Source organism: Streptomyces sp. NPDC085931 (assembly GCF_044540565.1).
Lineage (GTDB): Bacteria > Actinomycetota > Actinomycetes > Streptomycetales > Streptomycetaceae > Streptomyces.
Map to the genome: position 1 here is coordinate 818,394 of NZ_JBITSK010000001.1, position 14,708 is coordinate 833,101.

The 14,708-nt window shown below is 70.2% G+C and carries 6 protein-coding genes, 1 tRNA gene and 1 rRNA gene; 1 reads left to right on the forward strand and 7 read right to left on the reverse strand.

Annotated features, from left to right (window positions below):
• Window positions 1-19: 19 nt before the first annotated feature.
• The 4 genes from ACIGAN_RS03430 to ACIGAN_RS03445 all read right to left on the reverse strand — a co-directional run bounded on the left by ACIGAN_RS03430 (window position 20) and on the right by ACIGAN_RS03445 (window position 10,512).
• Window positions 20-868 (reverse strand): helix-turn-helix domain-containing protein, encoded by an 849-nt coding sequence (locus ACIGAN_RS03430; RefSeq protein WP_399854603.1) that lies wholly within the window; start codon window positions 866-868, stop codon window positions 20-22.
• A gap of 264 nt (window positions 869-1,132) precedes the next feature.
• Window positions 1,133-3,892 carry a DNA translocase FtsK gene (locus ACIGAN_RS03435; protein ID WP_399854604.1) on the reverse strand — a complete coding sequence of 920 codons (2,760 nt, stop codon included), beginning with the start codon at window positions 3,890-3,892 and terminating at the stop codon, window positions 1,133-1,135.
• Between the two features lie 163 nt (window positions 3,893-4,055).
• Window positions 4,056-4,736 (reverse strand): response regulator, encoded by a 681-nt coding sequence (locus ACIGAN_RS03440; protein ID WP_311689162.1) that lies wholly within the window; start codon window positions 4,734-4,736, stop codon window positions 4,056-4,058.
• 307 nt (window positions 4,737-5,043) lie between these two features.
• Entirely contained in the window at window positions 5,044-10,512 is a 5,469-nt protein-coding gene (locus ACIGAN_RS03445) for a HAMP domain-containing protein (protein ID WP_399854605.1), read from the reverse strand.
• A 375-nt stretch (window positions 10,513-10,887) separates the two neighbouring features.
• Between ACIGAN_RS03445 and ACIGAN_RS03450 the strand changes: the two genes are divergently transcribed.
• Window positions 10,888-13,641 (forward strand): SpoIIE family protein phosphatase, encoded by a 2,754-nt coding sequence (locus ACIGAN_RS03450; RefSeq protein WP_399854606.1) that lies wholly within the window; start codon window positions 10,888-10,890, stop codon window positions 13,639-13,641.
• Window positions 13,642-13,684: 43 nt separating this feature from the next.
• On the opposite strand, the gene ACIGAN_RS03455 is transcribed toward ACIGAN_RS03450, so the two are convergent.
• The 3 genes from ACIGAN_RS03455 to rrf all read right to left on the reverse strand — a co-directional run.
• Window positions 13,685-13,760 (reverse strand) — tRNA-Thr (locus ACIGAN_RS03455).
• Between the two features lie 73 nt (window positions 13,761-13,833).
• Window positions 13,834-14,496 carry a DegT/DnrJ/EryC1/StrS family aminotransferase gene (locus tag ACIGAN_RS03460; protein ID WP_365741149.1) on the reverse strand — a complete coding sequence of 221 codons (663 nt, stop codon included), beginning with the start codon at window positions 14,494-14,496 and terminating at the stop codon, window positions 13,834-13,836.
• A gap of 114 nt (window positions 14,497-14,610) precedes the next feature.
• Window positions 14,611-14,708 (reverse strand): 5S ribosomal RNA (gene rrf / locus ACIGAN_RS03465); the annotation flags it as partial.

Below are 14,708 nucleotides of genomic sequence, written 5' to 3' on the forward strand. Positions count from 1 at the left end.
CTGCACCCGTGCGGGCCTGTCATCCGGCCTCGGGGTCACCCTTGGTGTACGTGAGGCGTTCGACGGCGCCGGGCTGGAAGTCGTCCTCGATCTTCTTGCCGTTGACGAACAGGTCGATCGCACCCGCGTCGCCGAGGACGAGGTGGATCTTGGAGCTGTCCTGGAAGGTCTTGGAGTCGCCCTGCTTGAGGACTCCGTCGAACAGCATCCGGTTGTTGTGGTCCCGGGCGGCGATCCAACTGCGGCCGTCGGCGGCGGCCACCCGGACCGTCACCTTGTCCTGCGGCGCGGCCGCGATGGCGCTGTCGGAGGGTTCGGGCTCGGGATCGGCGGGCTTGTCGGTCTTGGGGGTCGGGGAGGCGGAGTCGTCGGGGGTGGAGCCCTCGGCCACGTTCGCCTCGCTGCCGCCGTCGTCGCCGCCCTGGAACAGGGTGAACCCGACGAAGCCGATGACGGCGACGATCGCGGCGACCATCGCCGCGGTCCAGTTGGGTCCCCGCCGCTCCGGACGGATGCGTTCCGCCTCGAACAGCGGAGCGGCCGGGGTCGGTGCCGGGCGCCGGCCGTGTTCCTCGCCGTACTGGGCGAGCAGCGGCTCGGGGTCGAGGTGGACGGCCTTGGCGAGGGTCCTGATGTGCCCGCGGGCGTAGACGTCACCACCACAGGGGGTGAAGTCGTCCGCCTCGATGGCGTGCACGATGTTCATACGGACCCGGGTGGCGCTGCTGACGTCGTCGACGGTCAGCCCGGCGGCGATACGAGCCTGCTGCAGGGCACGGCCGATGGAGGGGCGGGCTTCCTCGCGGTCTTCTACGACGCGGTCGTCTTCGAACGGACGCTCGTCTTCAGGGGAGTTGCCGATGGACACGGGGGCGCCTTTCGAGCGTATAGCCGCCTGTGCTGGAGGTTCAGTCTAGGGGGGGTGCAAAAGGGTGGGGCAACCGGGCGGTGTCACTTTGTACGCCATCGGAATGGCCCGACATTCCGATGGTGGGCTCACTGCTTGTCGCTTCGCTCAACTTGACGTACGCCGAAGGGAAACGGTTGCTCGATGATCCCTTACGGGTACGTCACGATCCGGACACCCGAATGCCGTACACGCCCCGCGAGTCGACCACCGTGTCCCGCTTCCCTACCCTTCAGACTCCCCCCGGATCAGGGCGAGCACGCCATCCAGCTCGTCAGGCTTCACAAGAACGTCACGAGCCTTCGAACCCTCGCTCGGCCCGACGATGTTCCGGGACTCCATGAGGTCCATCAGCCGGCCGGCCTTGGCGAAGCCGACGCGCAGCTTGCGCTGGAGCATGGACGTCGAGCCGAACTGCGTGGAGACGACCAGTTCGGCCGCCTGGCACAGCAGGTCGAGGTCGTCGCCGATGTCCTCGTCGATCTCCTTCTTCTGCTTGGTGCCCACGACGACGTCGTCCCGGAAGACCGGGGCCATCTGGTCCTTGCAGTGCTGGACGACGGCCGCGACCTCGGCCTCGGTGACGAAGGCGCCCTGCATACGGGTGGGCTTGTTGGCCCCCATCGGCAGGAACAGCCCGTCGCCCTTGCCGATGAGCTTCTCGGCGCCGGGCTGGTCGAGGATGACCCGGGAGTCGGCCAGCGAGGAGGTGGCGAAGGCGAGCCGGGAGGGCACGTTCGCCTTGATCAGGCCGGTGACGACGTCCACCGAGGGCCGCTGCGTGGCGAGCACCAGGTGGATGCCGGCCGCGCGCGCGAGCTGCGTGATGCGCACGATGGCGTCCTCGACGTCCCGCGGCGCCACCATCATCAGGTCGGCCAGCTCGTCCACGATCACCAGCAGGTAGGGGTAGGGCTGGAGCTCGCGCTCGCTGCCCTCGGGCGGTTTGACCTTGCCCTCGCGCACGGCCTTGTTGAAGTCGTCGATGTGCCGGTAGCCGTAGGCGGCCAGGTCGTCGTAGCGCAGGTCCATCTCGCGCACGACCCACTGCAGGGCCTCGGCGGCCCGCTTGGGGTTGGTGATGATCGGCGTGATCAGGTGCGGGATGCCCTCGTAGGCGGTCAGCTCGACCCGCTTGGGGTCGACGAGGATCATCCGGACGTCCTCGGGGGTGGCCCGCATCATGACCGAGGTGATCAGGCAGTTGATGCAGGAGGACTTGCCGGAGCCGGTGGCGCCGGCGACCAGCATGTGCGGCATCTTCGCCAGCGAGTGCATGACGTAGCCGCCCTCGACGTCCTTGCCGAACGCGACCAGCATCGGGTCGTCGTCCTCCGCGGACTCCGCGAGGCGCAGCACGTCCCCGAGGTTGACCATCTCCCGGTCGGTGTTGGGGATCTCGATGCCGACCGCGGACTTGCCGGGGATCGGGCTGATGATCCGCACGTCCGGGCTGGCGACGGCGTAGGCGATGTTCTTTGCCAGCGCGGTGATCCGCTCGACCTTCACGGCGGGGCCGAGCTCGACCTCGTAGCGCGTGACCGTCGGCCCGCGCGTGAAGCCGGTGACCCGGGCGTCGACCTTGAACTCGGTGAAGACGGTGGTCAGCGCGGCGACTATGGCGTCGTTGGCGGCGCTGCGGGCCTTGCCCGGGCCGCCGCGCTCCAGCAGGTCCAGCGAGGGCAGCGCGTACGTGATGTCGCCGGAGAGCTGGAGCTGCTCGGCGCGCGCTGGCAGGTCGCGGGGCTCGGCCGGCGGGGCCTTGGTGAGGTCGCGGACGCCCGCCCTGGGCTTCTGCGGCGCCGGCTCGTCCTGCTGCGGCTGGTCCGGCCGGGGCTTGTCCTGCTGGGGCCGGGCGGCCGGTACCGGCGTCGGCGTGGTCGGCTCCTGGTCGCCCACCCGCACGCCCTGGGTGAGGTCGGCGACGACCGGGGAGGGCGGCATGCCGTGCAGCACGGCCCCGTCGAGCGCCGCCGCGGCCGCGGCGGCGACGTCCACGGCGTCCCTGGGCCGGTCCATGTCGGGCTGCGGCACTGCCGAGCGCCGGGGACGGGCCCGGCGCCGCGTGAGGGCCTCCTGCTCGGCGCTGTCGGGGTCGTACGCCGCGGGCGCCGGCGCGCGCCTGCCGCGCGGGCGCGCGGGCAGCGCCTCGCGCCACTGCTCCTCGTAGCGTTCGTCGTCGTCCTCGACGTAGCCGTACTCGGCCTCGGCCGGGTCGCTGAGGATGCCCAGCCGCACGCCCAGCAGCCGCAGGCGCTGCGGGATGGCGTTGACCGGCGTGGCCGTCACGACCAGCAGCCCGAAGATCGTCAGCAGCACCAGCAGCGGCACGGCGAGCACGTCGCCCATGGTGTACGAGAGCGGGGTCGCCATCGCCCAGCCGATCAGGCCGCCGGCGTCCCTTATGGCCTGCATGCCGTCGGCGCGCGCGGGTGAGCCGCAGGCGATGTGGACCTGGCCGAGCACGCCGATGACGAGCGCGGACAGGCCGATGACGATGCGCCCGTTGGCCTCGGGCTTCTCCGGATGGCGGATGAAGCGGACGGCGATGACGGCGAGCAGTATCGGCACGAGCAGGTCGAGCCGGCCGAAGGCACCGGTCACCAGGATCTCGACCAGATCGCCCACGGGACCCTTCAGGTCGGCCCAGGTGCCGGCGGCGACGATCAGCGCGATGGCGAGCAGCAGCAGGGCGACGCCGTCCTTGCGGTGGGCCGGGTCGAGGTTCCTGGCGCCCTGCCCTATGCCGCGGAAGACGGCACCGACGGCGTGTGCCACGCCGAGCCAGACGGCGCGCACGAGCCGGTAGACGCCCCCGGTGGGGCTGGGTGCCGGTCGGGGCGCGACCTTCTTGGCCGCGGCCTTCCTGGCGGGCGCCTTCTTCGCGGGAACCTTTTTGGCAGCGGCCTTCTTCGCCGGGGCCTTCGCGGAAGCGGCCGCCCTCTTCGCGGGCGGCTTCCTGGCAGCGGAGGGACGTGAGGCCATGGGTGTGAGGTTACCGGGGGAGACGACGGGGGACACGTGTGCCTGCCGCTTCACCCGTTCGTGTCGCTCCGGGAGAGGCACGGAACTGACGCGCGGTCGTCGCTCCGGGAAAGACGCGGACCTGACACGCGGTCACGGGCGGGCAACGCCGCGTCCGCGAGCGTCAGTTCTGCGAGGACACCGAGGAAGTGCTTCCGGTGCCGGGCTCCAGCGCGTCCAGCGCCCGCCGCAACCCCGTGAGCTTGCGCTCCAGATGAGCCGCCGTGGCCACCGCCGCGGCGTCCGTCGACTCGTCGTTCAGCTGCTTGGTCAGCGCTTCGGCCTGCTCCTCGACGGCGGCCAGCCGCGCCGACAGCTCCGCGAGCAGCCCGGCCGACTCCTTGGCCTCGCCGTCCGCGTCCTTGCCGCCGCCCTCCAACTGGAGCCGCAGCAGCGACGCCTGCTCCCGCAGCTGGCAGTTCTTCATGTACAGCTCGACGAAGACGGAGACCTTCGCGCGCAGCACCCACGGGTCGAACGGCTTGGAGATGTAGTCGACCGCGCCCGCCGCGTACCCGCGGAAGGTGTGGTGCGGGCCGTGGTTGATCGCCGTGAGGAAGATGATCGGGATGTCCCGCGTCCGCTCGCGCCGCTTGATGTGCGCGGCCGTCTCGAAACCGTCCATGCCCGGCATCTGGACGTCCAGCAGGATCACCGCGAAGTCGTCCGTGAGCAGCGCTTTGAGCGCTTCCTCCCCGGACGATGCCCGCACCAGCGTCTGATCGAGCGCAGAGAGGATCGCCTCCAGCGCCAGCAGATTCTCCGGCCGGTCATCGACCAGGAGGATCTTGGCCTTCTGCACCATGGCCCGCCCTCCTCGCCCCGGCTTGGGGCCTCCCCTGTCCGCAGGACCTGAGGAGGCACCGGTGGGTGCCGCCTCAGCGGACGACTCCCTTGCGCCGCCCGTCCTTGTGCCGGTCATCGTAGCCGCACCCCGCCCGTCACCACACCCTGTCACCGTGATGTCACTGTGCCCGTAGCAGAAACGCAGCAGGAGACCAGAAGGTTCCCCGGAAGTCGTACTTCTACACGACTGCGGGCACACCGCGTCGGCAACTGCGTGTGAACACGCAACCTTCCCGGCACGGCCGTCCGACGGTCCACCGATCCCCTCATTCCCCGCGCATCCACTGATCCATCACCGTCAGCAGATGATCGGGGTCCACCGGCTTGGTGACGTAGTCGGAGGCGCCCGACTCGATCGCCTTCTCGCGGTCTCCCTTCATCGCCTTGGCGGTCAGCGCGATGATCGGCAGCCCGGCGAACTGCGGCATCCTGCGGATCGCCGTGGTCGTCGCGTACCCGTCCATCTCGGGCATCATGATGTCCATCAGGACGACCGCCACGTCGTCGTGCTGCTCCAGGACCTCGATGCCCTCGCGGCCGTTCTCGGCGTACAGCACGGACAGGCCGTGCTGCTCCAGGACGCTCGTCAGCGCGAAGACGTTGCGGATGTCGTCGTCGACGATCAGGACCTTCTCGCCGCCGAAGCGGATGCCCCGCTGCGGCCGCGGCGCCGTCTCGACCTCGGCGGGCGTCCACTGCTCGGGCTGCGCCGGGCGCGCCTCCGGCTGGGGCGTCCTGCGCCGCCGCCGGAACAGCGCCGCCGGCCCGTTCTGCGTCTCGCGGTACGACGTCACCTCGGCCGGCGTCTCGACCTGCGCGTCGGACCGCTCGGCGAGCTCGGCCCTGGACGCCACCAGGTCACCGGCCTCCAGGGCGGGCAGCTGCTGCTGATAGCCCTGCGGCGGCAGCTCGCTGGGGTGCAGCGGCAGGTACAGCGTGAAGGTCGAGCCGCGGCCCGGCTCGCTCTGGGCGTGGATCTCGCCGCCCAGCAGCTGCGCGATCTCCCGCGAGATCGACAGCCCCAGGCCCGTGCCGCCGTACTTGCGGCTGGTCGTGCCGTCGGCCTGCTTGAACGCCTCGAAGATCACCCGCATCTTGCTGGAGGCGATGCCGATCCCGGTGTCGGTCACGGAGAACGCGATCAGACCGGCGTCCGGGTCGGTCAGCGACCCCGTCTCCAGCAACTGCTCCCGGATCTTCTGCGGCACGTCGTCCCGCGCCGGCCTGATGACCAGCTCCACCGAACCCGAGTCGGTGAACTTCACCGCGTTGGACAGCAGGTTGCGCAGCACCTGCAGCAGCCGCTGCTCGTCGGTGTGCAGCGTGGCGGGCAGCTCCGGGGAGACCCGCACGGACAGGTCCAGGCCCTTCTCCGCCGTCAGCGGCCGGAAGGTGGCCTCCACGTAGTCCACGAGCTGCACGAGCGCGATCCGCGTCGGGGAGACGTCCATCTTGCCCGCCTCGACCTTCGACAGGTCGAGGATGTCGTTGATGAGCTGGAGCAGGTCCGAACCGGCCCCGTGGATCGTCTCGGCGAACTCGACCTGCTTCGGGGAGAGGTTCCCCTCGGCGTTGTCGGCGAGCAACTTGGCCAGGATCAGCAGGGAGTTGAGCGGCGTGCGCAGCTCGTGCGACATGTTCGCGAGGAACTCGCTCTTGTAGCGCATCGACACCGCGAGCTGCTCGGCGCGCTCCTCCAGGACCTGCCGCGCCTCCTCGATCTCGGTGTTCTTCACCTCGATGTCGCGGTTCTGCTGCGCCAGCAGCTCTGCCTTCTCCTCCAGTTCGGCGTTGGACGCCTGCAGGGCCTTCTGCCGCTGCTCCAACTCGGCGGAACGCTCGCGCAGTTGCTCGGTCAGCTCCTGCGACTGCGCCAGCAGCAGCTCCGTCTTGGTGTTGACGGAGATGGTGTTGACGCTGGTGGCGATCATCTCCGCGATCTGGTTCAGGAAGTCCTTCTGGATCTGCGTGAACGGCGTGAACGACGCCAGCTCGATCACGCCGAGCACCTTGCCCTCGAACAGCACCGGCAACACGATCACCTGTGCCGGGGGCGCCTCGCCGAGCCCGGAGGAGATCTTCAGGTAGCCGCTGGGCGCGTTCTCCACGAGGATCGTGCGCTTCTCCGTGGCGGCCGTCCCGATCAGCGCCTCACCGGGCCGGAACGACGTCGGCATGGAGCCCATCGAGTAGCCGTAACTGCCGAGCATGCGCAGCTCGTACTGGTCCTCGTCCGCGGCGTTCATGTCCTCGCCGTCGACCAGCGGCATGGCCAGGAAGAACGCCCCGTGCTGCGCCGAGACCACCGGCGTCAGCTCGCTCATGATCAGCGAGGCCACGTCCTCCAGGTCGCGCCGGCCCTGCATCAGGGCGGAGATGCGGGCGAGGTTGCCCTTGAGCCAGTCCTGCTCCTTGTTGGCGATGGTGGTGTCGCGCAGGTTGGCGATCATCTTGTTGATGTAGTCCTGGAGCTCCTGGATCTCCCCGGAGGCATCCACGTCGATCTTCAGGTTCAGATCGCCCCGGGTCACCGCGGTCGCCACGCGCGCGATGGCCCGCACCTGCCGGGTCAGGTTCCCGGCCATCTCGTTCACGGACTCCGTCAGGTCCCGCCAGGTGCCGTCCACGTCACGCACGCGTGCCTGACCGCCGAGCTGTCCTTCCGTGCCCACCTCGCGGGCGACCCGGGTGACCTCCTCGGCGAACGACGACAGCTGGTCGACCATCGTGTTGATGGTCGTCTTCAGCTCCAGGATCTCGCCGCGCGCGTCGATGTCGATCTTCTTCGTCAGGTCGCCCTTGGCGATGGCGGTGGTCACCATGGCGATGTTGCGCACCTGGCCGGTCAGGTTGGACGCCATCTGGTTCACCGACTCGGTGAGGTCCTTCCACGTACCGGCCACACCCGGCACGTGCGCCTGCCCGCCGAGGATGCCGTCCGTACCCACCTCGCGGGCCACCTTGGTGACCTGCTCGGCGAACGAACTCAGCGTCTTCACCATCGTGTTGATGGTGTCCGCGAGCTGGGCGACCTCGCCGCGCGCCTCGATGGTGACCTGCCGCGTCAGGTCACCGTTGGCGACCGCCGCCGAGACCTGGGAGATGTTGCGCACCTGAGTGGTGAGGTTCTTCGCCATCAGGTTGACGTTGTCGCTCAGGTCCTTCCAGATGCCCGTGACGCCGGGCACGTGCGCCTGGCCGCCCAGGATGCCCTCGGTGCCCACCTCGCGGGCCACCCGGGTCACCTGCTCCGCGAACGACGACAGCTGGTCGACCATGGTGTTGACCGTCGTCACCAGCTCCAGGATCTCGCCCTTGGCGTCGACGGTGATCTTCTTCGACAGATCGCCCCGGGCGACCGCGGTCGTGACCTCGGCGATGTTGCGCACCTGGATGGTCAGGTTGTTGGCCATGCCGTTCACCGACTGGGTGAGGTCCTTCCAGGTGCCGGAGACGCCCTGCACCTCGGCCTGACCGCCCAGGATGCCCTCGGTGCCCACCTCGCGGGCCACACGCGTGACCTCCTGGGCGAACGACGACAGCTGGTCCACCATCGTATTCAGGGTGTTCTTCAGCTCCAGGATCTCGCCGCGCGCGTCCACGGTGATCTTCTGCGACAGGTCACCCCGGGCCACCGCGGTCGCCACCTGCGCGATGTTGCGCACCTGCGCGGTGAGGTTCCCGGCCATGCCGTTCACCGAGTCGGTCAGGTCGCGCCACACACCGGCGACGCCCGGCACCTGCGCCTGACCGCCCAGCCGCCCGTCCGTACCCACCTCGCGGGCCACCCGCGTCACCTGCTCGGCGAAGGCCGAGAGCTGGTCGACCATCGTGTTGATGGTGTTCTTCAGCTCCAGGATCTCCCCGCGCGCGTCCACGTCGATCTTCTGCGACAGGTCGCCCCGCGCCACGGCCGTCGTCACCTGCGCGATGTTGCGCACCTGGGAGGTGAGGTTGCCGGCCATCGAGTTGACGGAGTCGGTGAGCTCCTTCCAGGTGCCCGACACGCCGTCGACCCGGGCCTGACCGCCGAGCCGGCCCTCCGTGCCCACGTCCCGGGCCATCCGCGTCACCTGGTCGGCGAAGCTCGACAGCTGGTCCACCATCGTGTTCACGGTGTTCTTCAGCTTGAGCATCTCGCCGGAGACGTCGACCGTGACCTTCTGCGACAGATCGCCGTTGGCCACCGCCGTCGTCACCTGCGCGATGTTGCGCACCTGACCGGTGAGGTTGCGGAACGCCGTGTTGACGGAGTCGGTGAGGTCCTTCCAGGTCCCCGCCGCGCCCGGCACCTGCGCCTGACCGCCCAGCTCGCCCTCGACCCCGATCTCCCGCGCCACACGCGTCACTTCGGCACCGAAGGAGGAGAGCTGGTCCACCATCGTGTTGACGGTGTTCTTCAGCTCCAGCATCTCGCCGGCGACGTCGACGGTGACCTTCTGCGACAGATCGCCGTTGGCCACGGCCGTGGTCACGGCGGCGATGTCCCGCACCTGCGTGGTCAGGTTCCGGAAGACCGTGTTCACCGAGTCGGTGAGGTCCTTCCACGTCCCCGCCGCGCCCGGCACGTTCGCCTGACCGCCCAGCCGCCCCTCGGCACCGACCTCGTTGGCCACGCGCGTGACCTCGTCCGCGAAGATCCGCAGCGTCTCGGTCATCTGGTTGATCGTGTCGGCGAGCTGCGCGACCTCGCCGCGGGCCGGCACGGTCACCTTGCGGGACAGGTCACCGTTGGCGACCGCCGTCGTCACCTCCGCGATCCCGCGCACCTGGGCCGTGAGGTTCCCGGCCATGGTGTTCACCGAATCGGTGAGTTCCTTCCACACCCCGTCGACGCCGGGCACCTGCGCCTGACCGCCCAGCGCGCCCTCCGTGCCCACCTCGCGGGCCACCCGGGTCACCTCGGAGGAGAACGCCGACAGCTGGTCCACCATCGTGTTGACGGTGTTCTTCAGCTCCAGCATCTCGCCGGCCACCTGGACGGTGACCTTCCGGGACAGATCACCCTTGGCGACCGCCGTCGTCACCAGCGCGATGTCCCTCACCTGAGCGGTCAGCCGGTTCGCCATCGTGTTGACCGAGTCGGTGAGGTCCCGCCACGAACCCGACATGCCACGCACGCGTGCCTGGCCGCCCAGCTTGCCCTCGGTGCCCACCTCGCTGGCCACGCGCGTGACCTCGTCGGTGAACGTCGACAGCTGGTCGACCAGGTTGTTGACGGTCCGCCCGACCTTCAGGAACTCGCCCCGCAGCGGCTGGCTGGTGCCGTCCGCCGTCTGCGTGCGCAGCTCCATGCGCGGCGACAGATCACCCTCCGCCACCGCCGACAGCACCCGGCCGACCTCGGACACCGGTCGCACCAGGTCGTCCACCAGGGCGTTCGAGTGGTCGATCGCGGCCGCCCAGGAGCCCTCGCAGGCGCCCGTCTCCAGCCGCTCGGTCAGCTTGCCCTCGCGGCCCACCATGCGCCGCACCCGCGCCAGCTCACCCGTCAGATGCAGATTGCGGTCGGCCACCTCGTTGAAGACCGCCGCGATCTCGGCCATCACGCCGTCGCCGGACACCGTCAGCCGCTTGCGGAAGTTCCCGTCCCGCATGGACACCAGGGCCGCCATCAGCCGGTTCAGGGCCGCCGTGTCCACGGTCGTGCCGCCCCGCGCCTTGCCGTGGCTGCTAGGGGACTGTCCGCCCTTCGCGCGCGTCTTCGTGCCACGCGTCGCTGCGCCAGACTCCACTGTGTCCCTCCCGCAGGGGTCGACCGTCACTCTGTGCTCGCGGTACCGCTCGGCGTACCAGTCACTACTGCGTATTCTCTGCCCCGCACACCGGGCCCGTCCCAGGGGCTGCTGCCCGCCGTACGCCTTGTGCACTCAGCCTGCCCGGACCTTCACAAGAAGCGTGCCCAGTGTTTCACCCCGGCCGAACCAGGCCATAACAGTTCGGCAGCTTCGCACATCGTCCGCACACCCTCCGGACGGAAACACTGCAGACCGGCATCCGCACGGACCGCGAAGGTAAGTAACCTTGCATCCGGCTGTCCAGCCGCGCCGGTCCGTCCGGCCTGGGCGGTGGCACGAAGACGAGCGGGCATCGGAGGGGCGGCCGCACACATGACCACCGGACTGATCCCGGGGGGACAGCCCCCGGACCCCCGGCCGACGGGCGGCCTGCCGCATCAGCGGCACGAGCCGGTCGGCCCCGCAGCCCAGCACGTCGAGAACCGGTCGAGGAGTTCTGTGATCACCGCGCGCGCGGCCGCCAGTTTCGAGCCCGTCGGGCGCTCGGTCGCGAGCGCCCGCTCCTTCGTCCGCGACACCCTTCAGGGCTGGGGCTTCGCCGACATCGTCGACGACGCGGTGGTCCTCACCAGCGAACTGGTGACCAACGCCGTGGTCCACGCCGGCACCTCGGCCGACGTGCTGTGCCTGCGCAGCGACGAGGGCGTGCGCGTCGAGGTCGCCGACCGGTATCCCGAGCGTGAGGTCCCCCTCCAGGGCGCGGCGATCACCATGGGCAACCCCGACCGCGAGGGCGGCCGCGGCCTCCAGCTCTGCGCGGCCCTCGCCGGCCGCTGGGGCGTCGAGTACACCCCCACCCACAAGACCGTCTGGTTCCAGCTCGACCTCCCGGCCCGCACGGTCGGCACCCGCGCGGCCGGCCCCGCCCTCCCGGCCGACCTCCTCCCCCTCGCCGACAGCCGCGTCCGCGTGGCCGTCATCCAGGTCGACCGCACCGGCCACATCAGCGCCTGGAACGAGGACGCGGAGGAACTCTTCGGCTACCCGGCCGAGCAGGTCACCGGCAAGCCCCTGACCGACCTCGCCGCCTGGCCGCACACCCCCGGCACCAGCACCGGCATCGCGGAAGCACTCCAGCTCTCCCGCTGGGAGGGCAGCTACGGCATCCGCGACGCCGACGGCCGCGTCACCCCCGTCTACGCCTCCCACCTGCGCGTCCGCGACACCGGCGGCGAACCGTCAACCGTGTGCCTCCTGGTACGGGACCACGAACGGGCCGTTCTGCAGACCCCTCTGCGCGTCCCCGCCTCCGACACCTCCACCGGCTCCGAGGGCCAGAGCACCGACCCGTTCGAGGTGTTCATCGGCTCCCCCGCCCCGGACGACCTCGACGGCCTCCTGCAGCGCACGGTCGAACGCGCCCGCGACATGCTCGACGGCGACTCGGCCTTCCTGCTGCTCGCCACGGACGACGAGACGGAACTGGAGGTCCGCGCCTCCACCGGCCTCCCCTCGGCCCGCCAGCGCTTCGCCCGCGTCCCGGTCGAGGCCGGCACCGGCCGCTACGGCTCCGCCCGCATGCCCGCCGTGCACGACGACCTCACGGCGGTCTCCGGCGCGGTGCCCCTGCTCGACGGCACGGGGATGCGCTCGGTCGTCACGGTTCCGCTGAAGGTCGAGGGCCGCCTCACCGGCTCCCTCGGAGTCGCCGCCGAGGCCCCCGGCAGGTACTCCAACGAAGAGGCCCTGCGCCTGCAGTTCGCCGCCGACCGCATCGCCCTGGCCGTCGAATCGGCGCGCCTGGGCGAACTGGAGCGCCTGCGCCGCGGCTCGCTCAGCTTCCTGGTGGAGGCCTCCGACCTGCTGGCCGGCACCCTGGACCGCGACCAGACCCTGGCCCTGATGGCCCAGATGACCGTCCCAACGCTCGCCACCTGGTGCGCCGTCTACACGATCGCCGACCAGGCCTCCGAGCCGTACCTCTCCTACGTCCTGCACGAGGACGAGGAACTCATCGACGGCATCAAGTCCCTGCTGTCGAAGGTCCCCCCGCCCGAGCCGGTCCCCACCCCGGGCGCCCGCGTCTGGACGGCCCCCGCCGAGATCGCCCACCAGGCCGCCCTGCGCAGTTCCATGCGCAGCCTCGGGCTCAGCGGCGGCCCCACCCGCCAGGTGACCACCGGCATCGGACCGACCCTCGCCACGGCCTCCGCCGTGGGCGGCGAGACGGTCGTCCTCCCGCTGGTCGCCCGCAACCGCGTCATCGGCATGCTCACCCTCGGCAAGCCCACCGACGAGCACTTCCGCCAGGAGATCCTGGAACTCGCCGAGGACCTCTCCCGCCGAGCCGCCCTGGCCCTGGACAACGCCCGCCTCTACTCCGAGCGCACGGCCATCAGCCAGTCCCTCCAGCGCAGCCTGCTCCCTCCGGAACTCCCCTCGATCGAGGGAGTCGAGGTCGAAGTCATCTACCGCGCCGCCGGCGAGGGCAACGAGGTCGGCGGCGACTTCTACGACGTCTTCCCCATCCGCGACGACGCCTACGGCTTCGCCATCGGCGACGTCTGCGGCACGGGCCCGAACGCGGCGGCGGTGACCGGCCTGGCCCGGCACGCCCTGCGCCTCCTCGCCCGCGAGGGCCTCAGCGGCCCCACGGTCCTGGAGCGCCTGAACTCCGCCATCCTCGACGAAGGCGCCCGCAGCCGCTTCCTCACCCTCCTCTACGGCGAGATGCGACCCCAGGAGGACGGCAGCGCCGAGCTGAAGGTCGTCTGCGCCGGCCACCCGCTGCCGCTGCGCCTGCGCCAGGACGGCACGGTCGAACCGGCCGCCGAGCCCCAGCCGCTCCTCGGCGTCATCGACGACCTGGAGCTCTACGAGGAGACGGTCACGCTCGACCCGGGCGACGTACTGCTGTGCGTCACGGACGGCGTCACCGAACGCCGCGAGGGCACCCGCATGCTCGGCGACGACGGCCTCGCCGACGTCCTGACGACCTGCACGGGTCTCACGGCCGGCGCGGTCGCGGCCCGCATCATGCGCGCGGTGGAACGCTTCGCGTCGGACGCCCCGTCCGACGACATGGCGATCCTGGCGATGCGCGTCCCGGGCCTCCAGAAGGACTAGGACAACGAAAAGGCCCCACCCGTCAGGGTGGGGCCTTTTCTGCTGGAGCCCCCAAACGGAATCGAACCGTTGACCTTCTCCTTACCATGGAGACGCTCTGCCGACTGAGCTATAGGGGCCTGTTGCTTTCCGGGATTTCCCCGCGGCAACGGAATAGATCATACCCCGAACACACGCGTGCTCCCAACCACCTCAGAAAGCCGGCTGCAGCAGTCCTCCGAGGGCGTTGCAAGCGGACACGATCCGCTGCATGTCCCGCTTGGTGAGCGCGGCGTGCACCGGCAGCGCGAGCGTCTCGTCGGCAGCTCGCTCCGTCTCCGGCAGGGACACACACCGCCGGAACTCGGGCAGCCTGTGCACCGGCGTCTTCACCGGCACCCGCGCCTCGACTCCCCTGGCCCGCACGGCCCGGGCGAAAGCGTCCCGGTCGGGGCGCCCGTTGCCCGGCACCCGCACGACGTACTGCTGATATGTGTGCCCGTCACCGTCGTCCGGCGTCCGCACCCCCCGCAACTTCGCGTCGAGATACGCCGCGCGCTCCCGACGCTGGGCTATCTCGTCGTAGGGCGCCTCGGACTCCCCCTGCTCCAGGACGAGCAACCCGTGCCGCTGTCCGACACCGTGCAGCCGCGCGAGGTCGGCCAGCCGGCCGAAGCGGTGCACGACGACGACGGCCGCGGTCCGCGCAGTCACCGCCGCTTCCACGGCGGAGGCATCCAGGCAGTAGGTGACGGGATCTATGTCGGCGAACACCGGCAGCGCCCCGGCCATGGCCACGGCCTCGGCGACCTCGACGTTCCCGAAGGCCGGGACGACGACCTCGTCACCGAGTCCGACACCGGCGGCCCTGAGCATTGCAGCAGTACCCATACTGCGCATGCTGGTTGCGCAATGTGAACTTCAAGTGACGCACAACAAAAAAGGGTTGGACCCAGAACCGAAGTTCCGGGTCCAACCCTTTCAATGATTGTTCGGCGGCGTCCTACTCTCCCACAGGGTCCCCCCTGCAGTACCATCGGCGCTGTAAGGCTTAGCTTCCGGGTTCGGAATGTAACCGGGCGTTTCCC